Raw genomic sequence first — 20,515 nt, forward strand, 5'->3', positions numbered from 1 at the left:
TCTATCATTTTCTCTCTTTTATTATGCAAGAAGTAACGCATTTTTTCACGTTTTAATGTCGAACGAAATAAAAATAACAACCTGAAAAGAGGTTGTTATTTCCGTCAGTTATTCGTAAGATTCGTCCTTTAGTTTAGCAGAAAGACGATAATGAAGCTGATCTGCATTGATTTCCTCAAGTGCCTTGCCCACATTCTTATGTGAAACATATTTGTCTAACTGAGGCTTTGCATTTTCTTGCATTTTTCTAGCTCTCTTTGCAGCTACTGACACAAGTGAATATTTGGAATCAATTTTTGTCATTAATGAATCAATAGAAGGATAAAGCATTTAATCTACCTCCAGCATTTTAATATATCTTGGTTCTACTCGTTCCCTGCGACAGTGTTCAGCAATAACAATGGCCTTTATTCTATCACATGCCCGTTCAATTTGATCATTTTCTACGACATAGTCGTATAAATTCATCATTTCAATTTCTTCTTTTGCAACTGTCATCCGGTTGTTAATTACATCTTCTGTTTCGGTACCTCTAGTAACAATTCGGTTTTTCAGCTCTGACAGACTAGGCGGTACAAGAAAGATAAACAAGCCATCAGGAAATTTTTCACGTACTTGTCTTGCCCCTTGAACCTCGATTTCAAGAAAAACATCTTTCCCTTGATCTAGTGTCTCTCTAACATAGTCAACAGGTGTCCCATAGTAGTTACCGACAAATTCGGCATACTCAAGGAGCTTATCTTGTTCAATTAACGCTTCAAATTCATCGCGTGTCTTGAAGAAATAGTCTACCCCATCAACTTCTCCTTCTCTTGGAGACCTCGTTGTCATTGAAATTGAATATTCAAAAGCTGTATCCGGCTGTGAAAAGATTTCCTTTCTTACCGTTCCCTTGCCGACACCAGAAGGGCCGGATAAAACTATTAATAAACCTTTTTCCTGCATTCATTCATCCTACCCTTCATCGATAATTTCATCTCGGTCATTTAAGCGATGGGCAACGGTTTCAGGCTGAACAGCTGAAAGGATAACATGGTCACTATCCATCACAATAACCGCTCTTGTTCTTCTGCCGTATGTTGCATCAATTAATGACCCACGGTCACGGGCATCTTGTATAATTCTTTTGATTGGTGCTGATTCCGGGCTGACTATTGAGATTATGCGGTTAGCTGACACAATATTGCCAAAACCGATGTTTATTAATTTAATCGACATTTTCGTCCTCCAAGCATCAGTTATATATTTTGACCCCGTAAAACCTTTTCTAAACAAACCTTATTCAATATTTTGCACTTGTTCTTTCATTTTTTCGAGACAGCTCTTTAGATCTACGACCTCTGAAGCAATTGCGGCATCATTGGCCTTCGAACCGATCGTATTTACTTCCCTGTTCATTTCTTGAATTATGAAATCTAATTTTCTGCCTACACGTTCATTCACTTGTAGGGTCGATTCAAATTGATTCATATGGCTTAGTAGCCTAGTTATCTCCTCGCTGATATCTGCCTTATCAGCAAATAGAGCAACTTCTGTTAAAATTCTTGCTTCATCTAGCTGACCTTCTAAAAATAAGCTCATTCGTTTTGTTAAACGCTCTTGATATTGTTGGACAACCTTAGGAGCAAGTTCTTTTAAATGATTAATCCGTTCAGCCATTTCATTAAGATGAAGCTTTAAATCCTTTTCTAACTCAGCACCTTCCAATTTCCGCATATGCAGTAAATGACCACTCGCCTCTTCAATAGCGGCCAGTACAACTCTTTCTATTTCCTCATTTCCAGCATCTTTTTCTTCAATTGAAATGAGCTCATCCCGTATGAAATCATGAACTGTAAGTTCCTGGTCAATGGCAAATCGATCTTTAATTTTCGATATGTATTGGTAATATTCGTCTAATAATGTCCAATCAACCTGTACTTGCCGGGTTGCTAGCCGATCACCTTCTACTGTCACAAATACTTCAATTCTGCCTCGATGAATAGACTCACCAAGCTTTTTCTTTATTTTATCTTCCATATGAAAAAGCTGTCTTGGCATTCTGATTTGGTACTCAGAAAATCGGTGGTTTACCGCCTTTATTTCTACGAATGCGGAAAATTGATTCAAACTCTTTTTGCTTCTGCCAAAACCTGTCATACTAACAACCATATGTAACACATCCTGTCTGAAAGGAATGCCATTTTTATGTAATTACTACAAGCAATTAGTTCGTATTTTATCATAAATGAAGGAAATTGTATGCAAAATAAATAGCACCAGCAAACTTTTTATATTAGATCATCCGGTTACACAGAAAAAAGTAGTAGAGAAAATCTCTACTACCTTATTTATTATAACATATTTTATTTTCTTTTTGTCATCAAAAATGACCCTGCAAGTAAAAATGTTGGAACTGCAGCAAGTCCAGTAATCATTAGCCAATCTTTCATTTCGATTGGCACAGTATGGAAAATTGGCTGTAATGGCGGATAATATATGACGACAAATAGCAATATCAAGGAAGAAATAACCGCCCAAACTAAGTACTTGTTTCCAAATGGATTCCTTGCTAACACTGATTTTTCACTGCGGCAATCAAAAACATGGATCAGCTGTGCAAGTACTAATGTGGCAAAAGCAATGGTTTGCGCATATGGTAAGTCATCTGGATTTGCATGATAGGCGAATATGAAAGCAAGTAAAGTCGCTATTCCTATTAAAAACCCTCTTGAAACAACCTTCCATCCGAGTCCTCTCGCAAAAACCCCTTCTCTCGGGTTTCTCGGCTTCCGTTTCATCACATCATCTTCAGGCTGATCAAGACCTAATGCCATAGCGGGAAGTCCGTCGGTCACAAGGTTTACCCATAGAATTTGGATAGGCACTAATGGGAGCGGAAGTCCTAATATCATCGCGAACAACATAACGAGAATTTCCCCAACATTGGATGCAAGCAAGTATCGAATGAACTTTCGAATATTTTCATATATGTTTCTGCCTTCTTTGATTGCCGCTTTAATCGTTGCAAAATTATCATCAAGCAGTACCAGTGCGGATGCTTCCTTCGCCACATCAGTACCTGTTATCCCCATTGCCACTCCGATATCTGCAGCTTTTATCGCTGGGGCATCATTGACGCCATCACCGGTCATCGCAACAATATGTCCTTTATTTTGCAATGCTTTCACAATTTTCAATTTGTGCTCTGGAGAGACGCGCGCGAATACAGCTACATCATCAACAACCTCTTCTAGCTCATCTACATTCATTTCAGAAAGAGCTTTCCCATCAAGAACCTTCGACTTATTCGTCAAAATACCGAGCTGTTTCGCTATTGCTTTCGCTGTAATCACATGATCTCCAGTAATCATCACAGTTTTGATGCCCGCTTCTTTACACTCTTTAACCGCATTCTTCACCTCTGGTCGTGGCGGGTCAATCATTCCTTGGAGACCAATAAAGGTTAATCCCTTCTCGGCTTCTTTTTCATCAAGAATGATTGTGTTGGGCGATAATTCTTTTACCCCGATCGCAATAGTTCTTAATGCTTGTGAAGCTAAATCTTCAATTGCCTTTTGAATATGTCCTATAACTTCTCGATTCAGGAATTTACGTTTTCCTTCCCAAAGAATTGATTCACAAACACCCGCTAACACGTCCGGTGCTCCCTTTGTGACAATATATTGCTTGCCTTGCTGATCTTTAACAACAATGCTCATCATTTTTCTTTCAGAATCGAAAGGAAATTCCTTCATAATTTGAAACTGGCTTAGTAATGTATCACGGTTATAACCCGCTTTCATTGCTGCAACAAGCAATGCACCTTCCGTTGGATCTCCATCAATGACGAATTCATTCTCTTTTCTTTTTATTTCCGCATGATTGCAGAGCATTCCGAACATAAGCATTTGCTGAAGTGCCTTATCTTCCTTCGGTTCCACCTGACTGTCATTTCGATAAAAATGCCCTTGAGGCTCATAGCCTACTCCATCGACAAGCCATTGTTTCCCCCCGCTCCATAAATGGGTAACTGTCATCTTATTTTGAGTCATCGTTCCTGTTTTATCTGAACAAATAACAGAAGCACAGCCAAGCGTTTCTACTGCAGGCAGCTTTCGAACAATCGCTTTTTTCTTGATCATTCGCTGAACACCAAGCGAAAGTGCTACTGTTACGATCGCCGGTAATCCTTCCGGAATGGCTGCTACTGCTAGCGAGACACCTGCAAGGAACATCGTATAAAGATCGTGACCTTGGATGACACCAGCTACAACGACAAGCACAGTAAGAATTAATGCCACAGTGATGAGAATTTTCCCTAACTGTTCCAGTCTTCTCTGTAAAGGAGTTGTCATTGTTTCGGCATTTTGCAATAAATCAGCAATTTGTCCCATCGCTGTTTTCATCCCGGTTGCGACAACGATTCCCATCCCGCTGCCGCGAGTAACTAATGTGCTCATAAAAGCCATATTTTCCATATCGCCAATCCCAATATTGGCTTTTTTTATTGCACCTGCCGTTTTTGCTACCGGTAATGATTCACCAGTTAAAGCAGATTCTTCGACCTCTAAACTATTTGATTCAATGATTCTAACGTCTGCTCCTACTCGATCACCGCTCGTAAATTTGAGCAGATCCCCAACTACTACATCTTTTGAAGGAATCTTTATCCACTCGCCATCTCTTAATACACTCACTTGCGGAGCGGAAAGCTCCTTTAATGCTTGCAAAGATCTTTCAGCTTTTCTTTCTTGAAAGAAACCAAGCAAGCCATTAATGATGACAATGGCTATGATCGCAACCGCATCAATGTATTCGCCTAGCAGTCCTGAAATAAGCGTTGCCGCAAGTAAAACAAGGACCATGAAATCCTTAAATTGACTAAAGAACAAGAGTAAGGCTGATTGTTTTTCCCCTTCTTCTAATTCATTCTTGCCAAATTGATTTCTTCGTTTTTTTACATCATCTTCAGTTAAGCCAGATGTCGAATCCGTATTCAATGCTTGCTCAACCTCTGTTTCGTTCATTTCATGGAATTTCATTCAGACATCACTTCCTCCTTCAAGCCATACTTATCATCTAAAGAAAGCTTATTCAGCCTTGTCCAAAAAAATGCTATGATATTATTAAAAGCGGAATCGGCTTGATCAGCCCCGACTAGCATAAGAAATGTGCCATTGTATCTGTGTGAAGTTATGCTAGCTGCTGACATCAAGCCAATTGGTTCCTTTATAGGGCAAATAAGAGAGGTTTGGGGAACCAATAGGAGTCATTGGTTCCCTTATATAGCAAAATAGCGTTGTTTGAGGTATCAATAGGAGTCATTGGTTCCCTTATTTGGCAAATTAGCGTTGTTTGAGGTATCAATAGGAGTCATTGGTTCCCTTATTTGGCAAATTAGCGTTGTTTGAGGAATCAATAGAGGGTATTGATTCCCTTATATGGCAGAAAAGCAGTGTTTTGAGGAATCAATAGAGGACATTGGTTCCCTAGAAGAACAAAATGAATTAATATTGGAACCAATAAAATACATTTGTATTTCTTTTAGCAGAAATACAGATAAAAAAATATACAAATAAAACTTAAATAGAAAAGGATGTTCCTAATGTCATTCGACGGTTTATTTACAAGGGCTATAACAGAAGAACTAACCCATGAATTAAAAGGGGGAAGAATTAATAAAATCCATCAGCCCTATAAAAACGAAATTATTATAGTAGTGAGAGCTAACGGAAAGAATCATAAGCTCCTGCTTTCAGCTCACCCCAGTTATGCAAGAGTACAGCTTACAAACGAAACTCATGATAACCCTTCTGAGCCTCCGATGTTTTGCATGCTGTTAAGAAAGCATCTGGAAGGATTTTTCCTAGAGGAAATACGCCAGGTTGGCTTAGATCGAATTATTATTTTCGAAGTAAAAGGAAGAAACGAAATTGGTGATACTTCTTACAAGCAGTTGATTGTAGAAATAATGGGCAGACACAGCAATATTACCTTAGTGGATAAAACAAGAAACTTGATTTTGGACAGCATTAAGCATGTGTCATTTGCCGTAAATAGTCATCGAGCAATTTTGCCAGGGCAGGAATATGTTTTGCCACCTCAGCAGGATAAGATGAATCCATTTGAGGCTAGTGAGGAGGATATCTTACGGCAAATTGATTTTAACAGCGGGAAGCTTGATAAACAGCTTGTTTCCGCATTTGCAGGAATATCGCCATTGCTAGCAAAAGAGGTGCTCTTCCATTCTGGACTAGCTAACAGGACAACTGTTCCAAAAACATTTTTACACTATATACGTTTACTGAAAAATCACGAACTCTCCCCTGCAATCACAAGTGGTGGGCAAAAGGATAGCTTCTATCTTTTTCCGTTGGAGCATCTACAAGGAGAGCCAAAGAAATTCAATTCACTAAGTGAAATGCTTGATCGTTTTTATTTTGGCAAGGCAGAGCGGGATCGTGTCAAGCAGCATGCAAATGACTTAGAGCGCTTTATTCACAATGAAAAAGATAAAAATGAAAAGAAAATAGAAAAACTGCTAGCAACCTTAAAAGAAGCCGAAAATGCTGATCAGCACCAGCTTTACGGTGAGCTGATCACCGCTAATATTTACGCGATAAAAAAAGGAATGAAAACGGTAGATGTCAGCAATTATTATGATGAAAATGGAGCAATGGTGACCATTCCACTAGATCCGCAAAAAACGCCTTCTGAAAATGCACAGAAATACTTTACAAAATATCAGAAGGCAAAAAATGCGATTACGATTGTAAAAGAGCAGATCGAAATAACGAAAGCGGAGCATGCTTATTTTGAAACTTTGCTTCAGCAAGTGGAAACAGCCTCACCGAAGGATATTGCGGAAATACGAGAGGAATTAATTGAGGGCGGTTATATTAGAGATAGACAAAAAAAGAAAAACAAGAAGAATCAAAATGTAAAACCAATTCTTGACCGCTACATCTCCACTGATGGAACAGAAATCTTTGTCGGAAAAAATAATAAACAAAATGATTACTTAACAAATAAACTGGCAGCTAGAGACGAAATTTGGCTGCATACGAAAGATATCCCTGGGTCGCATGTGGTGATTCGGAGCAAAGAGCCTGCAGAAGCAACAATATTAGAAGCTGCAAATTTAGCAGCTTATTATAGTAAGGCTCGCAATTCTAGTTCAGTTCCAGTAGACTTCACGCAGGTTCGGCATGTAAAAAAGCCTAGCGGGGCCAAACCTGGATTTGTGATTTATGAGAACCAACAGACTGTATATGTGACACCAGATGAGGAGATTGTTCTGTCGTTAAGACAGGGGTAGTATATGGGACGAGGGAGCACCTCGTCCCATTCATTTTTTTTAAAGAACAAAATATAAACTATAGAATTACAATGAGACAAATTATTGATTCACTGTTCCCCATTCTGCAGGGTTTTTCCGCCATTCTGAAAGCTTTTCCATATCCTCTGCCTGTATATAGCCTTTTTGTTTTGCAATTTCCGATAGGGTTTCAAAATCAGTCAATGTGAACGTTGAAATATTCGCTTCCTCAAGCAATTCTTTCCCTTTTTTCAACTGGTAAGTAAAGATAGCGACAACACCCAGGACTTCACAACCTGCTTGGCGCAGTGCTTCTACTGCTGTTATGACACTCCCACCTGTAGAAATTAAATCTTCTACGACAACAACCTTTTGTCCAGGTTCTGTTTTTCCCTCTATTTGGTTTCCTTGTCCGTGTCCCTTTGGCTTGGAACGTACGTAGCACATTGGCAAATCCATTAAGTCGCTGACCCATGCAGCATGAGGGATTCCTGCAGTTGCTGTTCCTGCGATTATTTCGGCTCTAGGGAACTTCGCCAAAATGGTTTCCTTCAATCCATTTGCAATCTCCTTTCGAACAGCAGGATAGGAAAGTGTTAACCGATTATCGCAGTAAATAGGAGACCTTATACCAGATGACCATGTAAAAGGTTCATTAGGCTGTAACGCAACAGCTTTGATTTCTAGTAAACGTTCGGCAATTTGTTGTTTCATTGGTGAACACCCTCCCATGATTGTTTGAATTCAATGTATTTTTCCAGCGGGTTAACTGATTTTGTGATTGGGCGTCCGACAACAATTGCTGAAGCACCTTCAGATTTTGCATAAGCAGGAGTGGCTACTCGCTTTTGATCCTGAACATCATCTGATTGCAAACGAATCCCCGGAGCTACAGTCAAAAAGGACTGACCCAGTATTTGTCGTATAGATTTAGCCTCGAAAGTAGAGCAAACAACCCCGTCAAGACCCGCTTTTTTCGTTAAAGCTGCATAATGAAGGACTGATTCCTCCAAAGGGACTTGAACAAGCTGTTCCTCACGCATTTGCTCTTCTGAAGTACTCGTTAATTGAGTCACAGAAATACAAGCAGGTCTACTCTGCCCAGCTGGCGTTCCAGCCTCCAATCCTTCAAGTGCTGCACTCATCATCTCTTTTCCGCCTGCTGCATGAACATTGACAAGATTGCATCCAAGACGGGCAAGCCCCTTCATCGCTCCTTTTACCGTATTCGGGATGTCATGAAGCTTTAAATCTAGAAAAATATCATGCCCTTTTTCTTTCAAGTCATAAATAATACTTGGCCCCTCCTGAAAGAAAAGCTCCATTCCTACCTTCAAAAAAAGCTTTTCATCATTAAAGTGATTTAAAAACTGATTGACCTCCTGTTTACCTGCAAAATCAAGCGCGATAATAAGTGATTTATCCATTTTTCCAGCTCCTTCCCGTACATTCAGAAATATGGTCAAAGCCAAGTCTTCTCACTAATTCCGGTAATTCTTCAATGATCGTCGGACAGACGAATGGATCCACAAAGTTTGCAGTACCTACAGCAACCGCACTTGCCCCTGCGTAATAATATTCAATCACATCTTCAGCAGATTGAACGCCCCCCATGCCAATAATCGGCAAGGATACGTTCTGGCTTACCTCATGAATCATTCGGATCGCAACAGGCTTAATTGCTGGTCCTGAAAGTCCTCCTGTTTTGTTTGCTAAAATTGGTTTCCCAGACTTCAAATCAATTCTCATGCCAACTAGCGTATTAATCATCGTTAATCCATCTGCTCCGCCATCTTCCACTGCTTTTGCCATTTCGACAATATTTGTCACGTTGGGCGATAGCTTCACATAAATAGGGACTTCAGATACTTCCTTGACTTTCTTTGTTAAATCCTTTGCCACTTCTGGTATGGTTCCGAAAGCAATCCCGCCTATTTTGACATTCGGGCAGGAAATATTTAATTCTAGGGCATGCACATTCGACGCTTTGGAAATTTCTTTCGCAACTGCAATATAATCTTCCTCTTGTGAGCCTGCGACATTGGCAATAATCGGAACATCAAATTGATCTAGCCAAGGCAGCTCTTCATTCATTACTTTTTCAAGTCCAGGATTTTGCAGCCCGATGGCATTTAGCATTCCTGCAGTGGTTTCAGCCACTCGAGGGGTCGGATTGCCAAAACGAGGTTCATAGGTTGTTGCTTTAATCATAATCGCACCAAGTTGGCTTAGATCAAAAAGCTGGCTGAATTCACGGCCAAAACCGAAGCAGCCAGATGCTGGCATGATTGGATTTTTCATATCTAGTCCGGGCAAGCTTATTTGTAATGATTTCATAGAAGTACCTCCCCAGCTTTAAAAACAGGTCCGTCGCTGCAAACCTTTTTATATGTGTAGCCTGTTGGATCATCACCGGTGTGGCATACACAAGCAAAGCAGGCTCCAATCCCGCAGCCCATTCGTTCTTCCAAGGAAAGATAGACCTTCTTATCCAAATAATTATTTTCAAGTGCCTTAAGCATCGGTGTCGGGCCGCATGAATAGAGGACATCAAATGTAAGCTTCCGATCTTCGATGATGTTAGTGACAAACCCTTTCGTGCCATAGCTGCCATCAACAGTCGCTACATATGTCTCCCCAAGTTTAGTAAATTCATCTTCATAAAAAACAACATTTGCTGATTGAAATCCAAGAACATGGATGACATTTACGCCCTGCTTTACAAGCTGTTTAGATAATTCAAATAAAGGTGGAATACCAATTCCTCCCCCGACGAGTAGAGCGGTTTCTCCCGGTTTCGCTTCATGTATGGGAAATCCATTTCCTAGAGGACCAAGTACATCAACGACATCCCCCGGCTTTTTCTCAGACAGTAAAGCTGTTCCTCTGCCCTCTGCACGATAAATCATTGTAAATTGATTTTTATCCTTCTGAATGTCAGAAATACTGATTGGCCTTCTAAGAAGCGGTTCAAAATGTTGGGCTATTTTCAAATGCACAAATTGTCCGGGCTCATTCATTTCGCGGACAAGCTCACCTTGGAGGGTGAGCATGAAAATATGTTCGGCTATTTCTGCTTGAGAGACGATTTGGCATAATTCTTTTTTGATCACGCGAAGACCGCCTCCTGTATATCAACTGGCTTTTCCATTGCATCTGCTGAAAAGTTCATGGATTCGATTACTTTTAGAATCGCATCCGCTGTATCAAGCGATGTAAGGCAAGGTACACCATTCTCTACAGCTTCACGACGAATGCGGAAGCCGTCTCTTTCCGGCTGTTTCCCTTTAGTTAACGTGTTGATAACAATTTGTGCTTTGCCATTTCGAATTACATCTAGTAAGTTAGGACCGTCTGATCCGATTTTATCAACGACTTCGACTGTAACACCTTCTGCTTGCAGCAATTGCGCTGTTCCGCTTGTAGCCATTAAGCGATAACCAATAGAAGCAAAGCGTTTGGCAAGCTGGAGTGATTCCTCCTTGTCCTTATCAGCAACAGTCATAAGAACCGAACCGAACGGATGAATCTTCATCCCTGAGGCCACTAACCCTTTATACAATGCCTTTTCAAGGGTAGAATCTTTTCCCATTACTTCTCCAGTTGATTTCATTTCTGGTCCAAGAGTAATGTCAACCCTTCTCAATTTAGCAAATGAGAAGACTGGCACCTTTACATAAACACCGTTTTTTTCTTGTACAAGACCCGATTGGTAGCCCTGTTCCTTTAGTGATTGGCCTAAAATCACCTTTGTTGCGATGTTCGCCATCGGCACATTGGTAATTTTGCTTAAGAAAGGTACGGTACGGCTCGATCTTGGATTTACTTCAATCACAAACACTTCTTCATTTGCAACAATGTACTGGATGTTTAATAATCCAATGATCCCAAGTCCCTTTGCAAGCTTTTCTGTATAATCAACAAGCTTATCTTTTACTTCAGCAGATATACTCTGTGGTGGATAGACTGCAATGGAGTCACCAGAGTGAACACCGGCACGCTCGATATGCTCCATAATTCCAGGGATCACGACAGTTTCTCCATCTGAGATTGCATCCACTTCAATTTCTTTCCCTGTTAGATACCGGTCTATTAAAACCGGATGCTCAGGATTAATCTTCACCGCATTTTTCATGTAGTGAAGAAGCTCTTCTTCTTTATAAACAATTTCCATTGCCCGTCCGCCAAGAACATAGGATGGGCGCACAAGAACGGGATAGCCAATTCCATTCGCAATTATGACTGCCTCTTCAACAGAGAGTGCTGTTTTTCCTTTTGGCTGCGGGATACAAAGTTCAGATAATGCCTGTTCGAATTTATCCCTATCTTCCGCACGATCAAGGTCTTCTAGAGATGTCCCAAGAATTTTCACACCTCTTTCTACTAAACTAGCAGCGAGATTAATTGCCGTTTGTCCGCCAAATTGGACGACAACCCCTTCTGGCTTTTCTAGGTCAATGATGTGCATGACATCTTCAATCGTCAGCGGTTCAAAGTAAAGCTTATCGGAAATGCTGAAATCAGTTGAAACTGTTTCCGGATTGTTATTGATGATAATTGCTTCATAGCCCGCTTCTTTAATCGCCCAAACGGAGTGTACAGTTGCATAGTCAAACTCAACCCCTTGGCCGATGCGGATCGGACCTGAACCAAGAACAACGACACTCTGCCTGTCAGTCACTGCTGATTCATTTTCTTCCTCATATGTGCCATAGTAATACGGAGTTTCCGATTCAAATTCGGCAGCACAAGTGTCAACCATCTTGTAAACAGGCACGATGCCATTTTCAGTTCTCCAAGTATAAACCCCTAATTCAGTCGTATTCCAGGCATTAGCGATGGTACAGTCGGCAAAGCCCATTTCCTTCGCTTTCTTGCCTATTTCTTTTTCAAATCGACTAGCAGCAAGCTCTTTTTCAAAAGATACGATTTTTTCCATTTTATGAAGGAAGAAAAGGTCGATTTGGCTCCATTCATGAATCGTTTCAATTGTAACACCTCTTCTGAGTGCTTCCCCAATATAGAATAGTCGTTCATCCCCAGCATTGCGGATTCTTTTTTCCATTAAATTATTGTCAATCGTATCTGCCTCATTAAGCGTTAAATGAAACACATTTGCTTCTAGCGAACGCACAGCTTTTAATAAGGATTCCTCAAAAGTGCGGCCGATGGCCATTACTTCGCCTGTTGCCTTCATTTGTGTTCCTAATGAACGATTCGCTGATTCAAATTTATCAAACGGCCAGCGTGGAATTTTCGTGACAATGTAATCAAGTGCTGGCTCGAAGCTTGCATATGTTTTACCAGTAACTGGGTTCATCATTTCATCTAACGTTAAGCCAACTGCGATTTTTGCAGCAAGCTTAGCGATTGGGTATCCAGTTGCTTTTGATGCCAATGCAGATGAACGGCTAACTCTTGGGTTCACTTCAATAATATAGTAGTTGAAGCTGTACGGATCGAGTGCTAGCTGAACATTACAGCCCCCTTCGATTCCTAACGCGCGAATAATTTTTAATGAAACATTTCTTAATAATTGATACTCACGGTCACTTAGTGTTTGGCTAGGTGCGACAACAATCGAATCTCCCGTATGGACGCCGACTGGATCAATGTTTTCCATGTTACAAACAACAATGGCATGATCACCTGAGTCTCTCATAACCTCGTATTCAATTTCTTTAAATCCGGCAATGCTCTTTTCTAATAGACATTGTGTCACAGGGCTATTTTTCAAACCACTTTTAACAAACTCAATAAGCTCCGATTCATCGTGGCAGATTCCTCCGCCTGTACCACCAAGAGTGAATGCTGGACGAACGATAACAGGATAACCGATTATATTTACAAATTCATAGGCTTCCTCTAATGTATGGATGATTTCACTTTCAGGTACAGGCTCGCCAAGCTCATTCATCAGATTTCTGAAAAGGTCACGATCTTCCGCCTGTTCAATTGCTGAAAGCTTTGTGCCAAGAATTTCTACTCCACATTCTTCAAGAACCCCTGATTTAGCTAGTTCTACTGCAAGATTTAGTCCTGTTTGTCCTCCAAGTGTTGGGACAAGTGCATCCGGACGTTCCTTGCGAATAATTCGGCTAACAAATTCTAATGTAAGCGGCTCGATATAGACAGCATCAGCAATTTCTGTATCTGTCATGATTGTCGCTGGATTTGAATTGATTAGGATGACTCTGTACCCTTCTTCCTTCAGGGCGATGCATGCCTGTGTTCCAGCATAATCAAACTCTGCTGCCTGACCGATGACGATGGGTCCTGATCCAATTACTAGTATGCTTTTTATATCTGTACGCTTTGGCATTAGTTCGCACCTTCCTGTTTCTCAAATTCGACCATTGTCAAAAATTGTTCAAATAAACCGTTGGCATCTTCAGGTCCAGGAGAAGCTTCTGGGTGGTATTGGACGGTAAATGCTGGATAATCTTTATGCTTTAACCCTTCAACAGTACCGTCATTTAATGCTATATGTGTAACCTCTAATCTTGTATTTAAAATTGAATGTTCTTCAACCGTGTAGCCATGGTTTTGTGAAGTGATGGCAACTTTACCTGTTGATAATTCTTTTACTGGGTGATTGGACCCGCGATGGCCAAATTTCATTTTCTCCGTATTTGCTCCGCAGGCAAGTGCAAACAGCTGATGGCCAAGACAGATGCCAAACAAAGGCACTTGACCCAGTAATCCATTAATCATTGTAATTGCTTCAGGCACATCTTTTGGATCCCCGGGTCCATTTGAAAGCATCACACCATCTGGGCTTAGGTTAAGAATTTCCTCTGCTGTCGTATTATAAGGAACTACGATCACATCACAGTCACGTTTATTTAACTCTCGTAAAATCCCGTGCTTCATGCCAAAATCGACAAGAACGACTCTTCTCCCACGACCTGGGCTTGGATATGGTGTTTTTGTAGAGACCTGTTTTACTTGATCATTTCGAAGATTTGTCGTACGCAATCTTTCCAGAACGGAAGCAGCATCTTCCTCAATCCCGCAAATCGCTCCCTTTAAAGTTCCATGCTGACGGATAATCCTTGTTAATTTACGTGTATCAATTCCTGCTATGCCTGGGATATTTTTGATTTGAAAATATTCATCAATTGTTTTTTCATTTCTCCAGTTGGATGGAAACTCAGCGGCTTCCTTGACGATAAAGCCTTGAATGGCTGGAGATATCGATTCAAAATCATCTCGGTTTATTCCATAGTTTCCGACGAGAGGAAATGTAAGGGTCACGATTTGACCGCAATACGAAGGATCTGAAATAATTTCCTGATAGCCTGTCATACCAGTATTGAAAACAACTTCCCCCATTGTGTTTGTATTACTGCCAAAGCCATCCCCGATAAAAATAGTGCCATCTTCTAAAATTAGCTGTTTTCTCATGCTGTTACACTCCCCTTGCTCCATGCAATTTTTCCATTTACCATTGTCAGCACTGGCCAGCCCCTACATTCCCAGCCGGCAAACGGCGTATTTTTTCCTTTTGATAAAAATTGTTCCGGGTTAATTTTCTCCGTGTGGTTCAAGTCCAATAAAACGATATCTGCTTTTGCACCGATCTCAAGCTTGCCAGATGCCAGTTTAAAAACTTCAGCAGGCTTAACTGTAAGAAAGTCGATTAGCTGCTTTAATGTAAACATTCCTTTTTCAACAAAATGTGTATAAAGAAGTGGGAAGGCTGTTTCTAATCCAACAATTCCAAAAGGTGCAAGTTGCATTCCTTCTGCTTTCTCCTCTGCTGTATGTGGTGCATGATCTGTTGCTATAAAATCAATTGTTCCATCTAAAATCCCTTCAATTAAGGCATCTCTATCTGCTTCTCCTCTAAGTGGAGGATTCATCTTATAATTCGCATCAAGACTCGGGATATCTTCCTCACATAAAAGAAGATGATGTGGTGTTACTTCAGCCGTTACTTTAATTCCAGCACGCTTCGCATCTCTTACCACTCTTACCGATTCCTTCGTGCTAATATGACAGACATGATAATGGCAATTCGCTGCCTCTGCTAAAAGCACATCCCTGGCAATATGAACTGATTCACAAACAGATGGAATGCCGTTTAATCCATTCTTTTCTGAAAAAGCACCTTCATGAACGGATCCCTTATTAATCAAAGTATTTTCTTCACAGTGAGCGACGATTGCCATATCAATTTCAGCCGCCTTCTTCATCGCTTGCAGCATCATCTCAGCAGATTGAACACCTACCCCATCATCGGTGAAAGCAAAGGCACCAGCTTCTTTCAAAGCTTGAAAATCCGTTAACTTCTCACCAAGCTCACGGATGGTGATTGATGCATAAGGAAGCACATTTACTGATGCCGTTTCTTCAATCCGTTTATTCAGCCATGCTAATTGTTCCTTTGTATCCGGGACAGGTCTTGTATTCGGCATTGCAGCTACGGTTGTGAATCCTCCCCTTGCAGCAGCTGCTGTTCCGGTTGCAATCGTCTCTTTCTTTTCACCGCCTGGCTCACGTAAATGGATATGAAGATCGAGAAAACCAGGTGTAACCAGCAGGCCATTTGCATCGATAATTTCTTCCGCTTCCCTTTTAAGAGCTTCTCCTATTTCGATGATCATCCCGGAATCTATAAAAATATCTGCAAGTTTAAATTCCCCTTCATTAGTTAGCAACTGACCATTTTTTATTAATGTCTTCATTTTGACCGCTCCCTTCCATTTGTTCGATTGTCCTTTTTAACACAGCCATTCTGATGTACACACCATTTGTCATTTGTTTAAAGATTCTCGAACGTTTGCATTCTACTAGGCTATCATCAATTTCCACATTTCGATTCACTGGCGCCGGATGCATGATGATGCTTCCTGACTTCATTCTTCTTTCTCTTTCTATCGTCAGTCCAAAGGCTTGATGATAATCATCCGCAGCTTTCATTCCCTTTTCTCCATGGCGCTCATGCTGGATACGCAGCAGCATAACTACATCTGCCGTTTCTACAGTTGAATCAATATCTTCGTACGATCCATTTTCAAGAAGTTCGTCATTAAACCATTCCACTGGGCCGGAGAAAACAACCTCTGCTCCTAAACGAACTAACGTATCTGCATTTGACCTTGCTACACGGCTATGTCTGATATCACCAATAATAGCAACCTTAAGTCCCTTAAAGCTGCCGAACTCCTGCTTAATGGTTAATAAGTCAAGAAGTGATTGTGTTGGATGATGACCGCACCCATCACCAGCATTAATGATTGAAACATCTGATTTCCCAACAAGCTCATCAAAATACCGATCTTGATTATGGCGAATCACAACTGCATCTATTCCAATAGCCTCAAGTGTTTTAACCGTGTCATATAATGTTTCACCCTTTGAAACACTTGATGTGCCTACTTCAAAAGGGATAATATCTAAGCCAAGCTTTCTCTGTGCTACTTCAAAGCTGCATTTTGTCCTAGTACTATTTTCGAAAAATAAATTGGCAATAAAAACATTCTTTTTAGGCGACCAGTTCCCGCCATCTATAAAATATTGCGCATCTGAGAGGATTTGAGAAATATCATTAATCGTTAAATCTGATGTCTGAAGTAAGTGTTTCAAGCATATCCCTCCTATTGTTTCTATAAAAAAACACCCTGAATATATTCAGGGTGTTGATACTTTGAAGCATAGCTATGGCTAAAGAAGCATGCATGTTCTTAATGCCATAGCTAAAACTTAACACCCTTATAAGCCTCTCTGGACTTCTTTAAAAGGTACCTTATTAATTTATTTCATCCTCATCTTGAACGATTTCTCTTCCTGGTAAAATAAGATTCAGAATTACACCAACTATTGCAGCAAGTGCCATTCCTTCAATCGCAAAGGTTTCAGAGAATCTTAATGCTGCTCCGCCGATTCCAATTACGAGGATTACTGACGAGATTACTAGATTCCTATTCTTGCCAAAATCAATCTTATTTTCAACAAGCATCCGCAAGCCGCTGGACGCGATGATCCCGAATAATAAAATTGAAATTCCTCCAAGCACTGCTGTGGGAATCGTTTGTATTAAAGCCATTGCTTTACCGAAAAACGCGAACAAAATCGCCAGTACAGCCGCTCCAAAAATGACATAGACTGAGTAGACTCGTGTGATTGCGAGTACACCAATGTTTTCACCATACGTCGTTTTTGGCGGTCCACCAAGTAGCGCACTGACAAATGTACCCAGACCGTCTGCGAAAATTGAACGATGTAAGCCAGGATCTTTAATGTAATTACGATTCACTACTTTTCCTAGTACTAATTGATGACCAATATGCTCCGAAATCGTAACGAGCACAATTGGCACCATCGCAAGTAATATGGAAGAGGTAATATTAAATTCATAATGTATACCTGGCAATAAGAAATCAGGCATCGCAAACCATTTTGCTTCTTTTACCGCTGTAAAATCGATAATTCCTATGATAGCAGAGTATATATATCCGATAATTAAGCCAAGTAAAATTGGCATCGCACTTAAAATATTTTTGAAGTAAACGGTAAAGACAATGGCCGCAAATAATGTGACAAGTGCTGCTGTAAAGTGTAGAAAACTGTATTCATCATTTACATTCATCGCCATATCTACAGCTGTGCCTGATAACGCTAGCCCAATAACCATAATGACTGGTCCAACAACAATCGGCGGCAAAAGCCGCATCAGCCATTTATAGCCAGCTTTCCAAATAACCAGTGAAACAAGCGAGTAGGTAATACCGACAGCCATTGCTCCGATCATTGCGTTCCCAGGATTCTCCCCAAAATTTGTAGCAATTAGTATGGGAGTGATAAAGGCAAATGATGAGCCTAAGTACGCTGGCACTTTAAATTGAGTAATGAATAAAAAGATAATTGTTGCAATCCCGCTTGTTAAGAGTGCGATAGCAGGACTTAAACCAACTAACTGTGGTACTAAAATAGTTGAGCCAAACATCGCAAACATATGCTGAAAGCTTAGTGTTATGAGCTGTGTTTTACTTGGAAAATCATTTATGTCTAATACTGGCTTATTCATATTTCAATCTCCTCGATTCCTTTTTAGCCTCTCTGGGCTATTATTTAAAGGGTTTGCCAACTAGTTTTCAAAAATACTTACATGCTCATGTTCGTCAACTTCGTTTAATTCAACGACAATTTTTTCTGAACTTGAGGTTGGGATATTTTTACCAACATAGTCAGCTCTGATCGGCAATTCTCTATGTCCTCTATCAACCAAAACAGCCAGCTGTACAGAGGATGGTCTGCCAATATCAACAAGTGCATCTAGTGCTGCCCTAACCGTTCTTCCTGTATAAAGGACGTCATCGACTAGAATGACCTTTTGATTTGTAATATCAATTGGAATTTCTGAACCCTTTACTAAAGGTTCTTCATCTACTGTCACCTTTGATAAATCATCACGGTATAGGGTAATGTCAAGCTCTCCTACTGGAACATTCGCCCCTTCTATTTGCTGTATTCGTTCAGCTAATCGACTTGCTAAATATATTCCTCTTGTACGAATGCCAACAAGGACACAGCCTTCAATTCCTTTATTTTTTTCAATAATTTCATGGGCAATCCTCGTCAAAGCTCTGCGGATTGCTTGTTCATCAAGAACAATTGCTTTTTGCGACATGTAAAACCCCGCCTTTACTTTATATATATAAAAAACCCTCTCACCGATTCAGCGAGAGGGTAACGAGCGCATAGATAAGGGAAACATCCCCTAGGCACATATCCGTTTCCTTCTCAGCCTCACGGGACTGTATTAAAGGACTCTTATTTAACTAAAATTAGTTTATTGTAATCATAGGTACTTGTCAACGATTATTTTTCATCTGGTCAACTAGCTGCTGAAAGTCAGGAGGAAGCGGCGCTTCAAACTCCATGTATTCACCTGATCTAGGATGCACAAATCCTAAGATACCTGCATGCAATGCCTGACCACCAATATCTAATGTCTTTCTTGGACCGTATTTCGGATCGCCTGCTAGCGGGTAGCCAATATATTTCATGTGGACACGAATTTGGTGAGTTCTTCCAGTTTCTAACTGACACTCAACAAATGTAAAATTGGTAAACCGATCAAGCACATGAAAATGAGTGACTGCATGTTTACCATTATCAGTTACAGCCATACTTTGCCTATCCTTTTGATCACGGGCAATTGGTGCCTCAATTGTTCCATAATCATGAGGAATCACCCCATGGACAATGGCACGATATTTCCTAGTCACAGTCTTTTCGACTAATTGATTAACGAGACTTTCGTGAGCAAGATCATTCTTTGCCACCATTAACAAACCGGATGTGTCTTTATCGATACGGTGAACAATGCCAGGTCTCATAACCCCATTGATTCCTGAAAGATCCTTACAATGAGCCATTAGTCCATTAACTAATGTACCTGTTAAGTGACCAGGAGCAGGATGGACGACCATACCTTTCGGTTTATTCACAACTAATACATCCTGATCTTCGTAGTATATTTCTAAATCCATATTCTCCGGAACAACATCTAATTCTTCAGGTTCTGGGATCGTGATCACAATTCGATCATTAAACGAACATTTATAATTTGTTTTTATTTGTTCTTCATTAACAAGAACATGCCCTTCTTTAATCCATGCTTGCGCTTGTGTTCTTGACCATTCTTTGTTTAAAGTTGAAAGAACCTTATCAATTCTCTCTCCTGCTTGTTCTTCAAGAATGGTGTGTTCCATTTTCTCCATGTGTTTTCTCCTTTTTTAACGCTCTCTCTTCTAAAAGCATTTGGATCATTAGCATCGCCACGCCAATAACTAATGCAGAGTCTGCAATATTAAAGACAGGGAAGTCATAGCCAAAAATATAGGTGTTTACAAAATCAACGACCTCATTTCGGAAAACACGATCAATAAAATTCCCAATCGCTCCCCCTAGCATAAATCCTAACGATACTCCAAATAACATTTTTCCTTTAGCAGCTTTTTGAATGTAGTAAACAATTCCAATGATAACAATGACAGTGATAATATAAAAAAACCACATTTGTCCTTCAAGAATTCCCCAAGCAGCCCCTCTATTTCTGTGGGATGTAATATAAAGGAAGTCTTCAATTACTTTTATACTTTCACCGAGCTCCATGTTTTTGACAATTAAATATTTCGTTAATTGATCAAGTGCAATAATAAATAAGGCAATTATGTAATAAAACACAAAGGCAACCCCCATATC

General features: G+C 40.3%; 18 protein-coding genes. 1 reads left to right on the top strand and 17 read right to left on the bottom strand.

Going from position 1 to position 20,515, the window contains the following annotated elements; translation table 11 throughout:
- Positions 1-108 precede the first annotated feature (108 nt).
- The 5 genes from rpoZ to FI644_RS25110 form a co-directional block, all read right to left on the bottom strand.
- The gene (gene rpoZ, locus FI644_RS25090) at positions 109-330 is read right to left on the bottom strand and encodes a DNA-directed RNA polymerase subunit omega (protein ID WP_053475612.1); all 222 of its coding nucleotides are present in this window, start codon (positions 328-330) and stop codon (positions 109-111) included.
- Positions 331-945, bottom strand: coding sequence for a guanylate kinase (gmk, locus tag FI644_RS25095; RefSeq protein ID WP_053475611.1), 615 nt, complete (start codon positions 943-945; stop codon positions 331-333).
- A 9-nt stretch (positions 946-954) separates the two neighbouring features.
- The gene (gene remA / locus FI644_RS25100; RefSeq protein WP_003350261.1) at positions 955-1,218 is read right to left on the bottom strand and encodes an extracellular matrix/biofilm regulator RemA; all 264 of its coding nucleotides are present in this window, start codon (positions 1,216-1,218) and stop codon (positions 955-957) included.
- 60 nt (positions 1,219-1,278) lie between these two features.
- On the bottom strand, positions 1,279-2,151 hold the full coding sequence (locus FI644_RS25105) for a YicC/YloC family endoribonuclease (RefSeq protein WP_142108944.1): 873 nt from the start codon (positions 2,149-2,151) through the stop codon (positions 1,279-1,281).
- Between the two features lie 194 nt (positions 2,152-2,345).
- On the bottom strand, positions 2,346-5,024 hold the full coding sequence (locus FI644_RS25110) for a calcium-translocating P-type ATPase, SERCA-type (RefSeq protein WP_056684064.1): 2,679 nt from the start codon (positions 5,022-5,024) through the stop codon (positions 2,346-2,348).
- 563 nt (positions 5,025-5,587) lie between these two features.
- On the opposite strand from FI644_RS25110, the gene FI644_RS25115 reads away from it, so the two are divergent.
- Complete coding sequence (locus FI644_RS25115; protein WP_142108945.1) at positions 5,588-7,300, top strand: Rqc2 family fibronectin-binding protein; 1,713 nt, start codon at positions 5,588-5,590, stop codon at positions 7,298-7,300.
- A gap of 81 nt (positions 7,301-7,381) precedes the next feature.
- Here FI644_RS25115 and pyrE read toward each other — a convergent pair whose 3' ends face one another.
- From pyrE to lspA, 12 genes are all read right to left on the bottom strand, one after another.
- The gene (gene pyrE / locus FI644_RS25120; protein WP_053475607.1) at positions 7,382-8,014 is read right to left on the bottom strand and encodes an orotate phosphoribosyltransferase; all 633 of its coding nucleotides are present in this window, start codon (positions 8,012-8,014) and stop codon (positions 7,382-7,384) included.
- Positions 8,011-8,727: an orotidine-5'-phosphate decarboxylase gene (gene pyrF / locus FI644_RS25125; RefSeq protein ID WP_053475606.1), complete on the bottom strand. Its 717-nt coding sequence runs from the start codon at positions 8,725-8,727 to the stop codon at positions 8,011-8,013. The genes pyrE and pyrF overlap by 4 nt, the downstream gene beginning before the upstream one ends.
- Positions 8,720-9,637 carry a dihydroorotate dehydrogenase gene (locus tag FI644_RS25130; RefSeq protein ID WP_053475605.1) on the bottom strand — a complete coding sequence of 306 codons (918 nt, stop codon included), beginning with the start codon at positions 9,635-9,637 and terminating at the stop codon, positions 8,720-8,722. The genes pyrF and FI644_RS25130 overlap by 8 nt, the downstream gene beginning before the upstream one ends.
- Positions 9,634-10,413, bottom strand: a complete 780-nt coding sequence (locus tag FI644_RS25135; RefSeq protein ID WP_053475604.1) for a dihydroorotate dehydrogenase electron transfer subunit — start codon at positions 10,411-10,413, stop codon at positions 9,634-9,636. The genes FI644_RS25130 and FI644_RS25135 overlap by 4 nt, the downstream gene beginning before the upstream one ends.
- On the bottom strand, positions 10,410-13,622 hold the full coding sequence (gene carB / locus FI644_RS25140) for a carbamoyl-phosphate synthase large subunit (RefSeq protein ID WP_056684061.1): 3,213 nt from the start codon (positions 13,620-13,622) through the stop codon (positions 10,410-10,412). Before carB ends, FI644_RS25135 begins: the two co-directional genes overlap by 4 nt.
- Positions 13,622-14,707: a carbamoyl phosphate synthase small subunit gene (locus tag FI644_RS25145; RefSeq protein ID WP_142108946.1), complete on the bottom strand. Its 1,086-nt coding sequence runs from the start codon at positions 14,705-14,707 to the stop codon at positions 13,622-13,624. Before FI644_RS25145 ends, carB begins: the two co-directional genes overlap by 1 nt.
- Positions 14,704-15,990, bottom strand: a complete 1,287-nt coding sequence (gene pyrC / locus FI644_RS25150; protein WP_142108947.1) for a dihydroorotase — start codon at positions 15,988-15,990, stop codon at positions 14,704-14,706. Before pyrC ends, FI644_RS25145 begins: the two co-directional genes overlap by 4 nt.
- Positions 15,953-16,891 (bottom strand): aspartate carbamoyltransferase catalytic subunit, encoded by a 939-nt coding sequence (locus FI644_RS25155; RefSeq protein ID WP_142108948.1) that lies wholly within the window; start codon positions 16,889-16,891, stop codon positions 15,953-15,955. Before FI644_RS25155 ends, pyrC begins: the two co-directional genes overlap by 38 nt.
- Before the next feature lie 163 nt (positions 16,892-17,054).
- Entirely contained in the window at positions 17,055-18,332 is a 1,278-nt protein-coding gene (locus FI644_RS25160; protein WP_056684056.1) for a solute carrier family 23 protein, read from the bottom strand.
- A gap of 60 nt (positions 18,333-18,392) precedes the next feature.
- The gene (pyrR, locus tag FI644_RS25165) at positions 18,393-18,935 is read right to left on the bottom strand and encodes a bifunctional pyr operon transcriptional regulator/uracil phosphoribosyltransferase PyrR (RefSeq protein WP_053475598.1); all 543 of its coding nucleotides are present in this window, start codon (positions 18,933-18,935) and stop codon (positions 18,393-18,395) included.
- A 184-nt stretch (positions 18,936-19,119) separates the two neighbouring features.
- Entirely contained in the window at positions 19,120-20,031 is a 912-nt protein-coding gene (locus FI644_RS25170; RefSeq protein ID WP_053475597.1) for an RluA family pseudouridine synthase, read from the bottom strand.
- Positions 20,003-20,497 (bottom strand): signal peptidase II, encoded by a 495-nt coding sequence (gene lspA, locus FI644_RS25175; RefSeq protein WP_053475596.1) that lies wholly within the window; start codon positions 20,495-20,497, stop codon positions 20,003-20,005. Before lspA ends, FI644_RS25170 begins: the two co-directional genes overlap by 29 nt.
- Between the last annotated feature and the right edge of the window lie 18 nt (positions 20,498-20,515).

It is taken from the genome of Cytobacillus solani (genome assembly GCF_006704205.1).
GTDB classification, from domain to species: Bacteria; Bacillota; Bacilli; order Bacillales; family Cytobacillaceae; genus Cytobacillus; species Cytobacillus solani.

Excerpts from the sequence above, each read along its gene's own strand:
- FI644_RS25115 (WP_142108945.1), top strand. The coding sequence starts at position 5,588 with ATGTCATTCGACGGTTTATTTACAAGGGCTATAACAGAAGAACTAACC.
- carB (WP_056684061.1), bottom strand. The coding sequence starts at position 13,622 with ATGCCAAAGCGTACAGATATAAAAAGCATACTAGTAATTGGATCAGGA.
- pyrF (WP_053475606.1), bottom strand. The coding sequence starts at position 8,727 with ATGGATAAATCACTTATTATCGCGCTTGATTTTGCAGGTAAACAGGAG.
- FI644_RS25170 (WP_053475597.1), bottom strand. The coding sequence starts at position 20,031 with ATGGAGAAAATGGAACACACCATTCTTGAAGAACAAGCAGGAGAGAGA.
- FI644_RS25160 (WP_056684056.1), bottom strand. The coding sequence starts at position 18,332 with ATGAATAAGCCAGTATTAGACATAAATGATTTTCCAAGTAAAACACAG.
- pyrR (WP_053475598.1), bottom strand. The coding sequence starts at position 18,935 with ATGTCGCAAAAAGCAATTGTTCTTGATGAACAAGCAATCCGCAGAGCT.
- gmk (WP_053475611.1), bottom strand. The coding sequence starts at position 945 with ATGCAGGAAAAAGGTTTATTAATAGTTTTATCCGGCCCTTCTGGTGTC.
- pyrC (WP_142108947.1), bottom strand. The coding sequence starts at position 15,990 with ATGAAGACATTAATAAAAAATGGTCAGTTGCTAACTAATGAAGGGGAA.
- FI644_RS25145 (WP_142108946.1), bottom strand. The coding sequence starts at position 14,707 with ATGAGAAAACAGCTAATTTTAGAAGATGGCACTATTTTTATCGGGGAT.
- rpoZ (WP_053475612.1), bottom strand. The coding sequence starts at position 330 with ATGCTTTATCCTTCTATTGATTCATTAATGACAAAAATTGATTCCAAA.
- pyrE (WP_053475607.1), bottom strand. The coding sequence starts at position 8,014 with ATGAAACAACAAATTGCCGAACGTTTACTAGAAATCAAAGCTGTTGCG.
- remA (WP_003350261.1), bottom strand. The coding sequence starts at position 1,218 with ATGTCGATTAAATTAATAAACATCGGTTTTGGCAATATTGTGTCAGCT.
- FI644_RS25130 (WP_053475605.1), bottom strand. The coding sequence starts at position 9,637 with ATGAAATCATTACAAATAAGCTTGCCCGGACTAGATATGAAAAATCCA.
- FI644_RS25105 (WP_142108944.1), bottom strand. The coding sequence starts at position 2,151 with ATGGTTGTTAGTATGACAGGTTTTGGCAGAAGCAAAAAGAGTTTGAAT.
- FI644_RS25110 (WP_056684064.1), bottom strand. The coding sequence starts at position 5,024 with ATGAAATTCCATGAAATGAACGAAACAGAGGTTGAGCAAGCATTGAAT.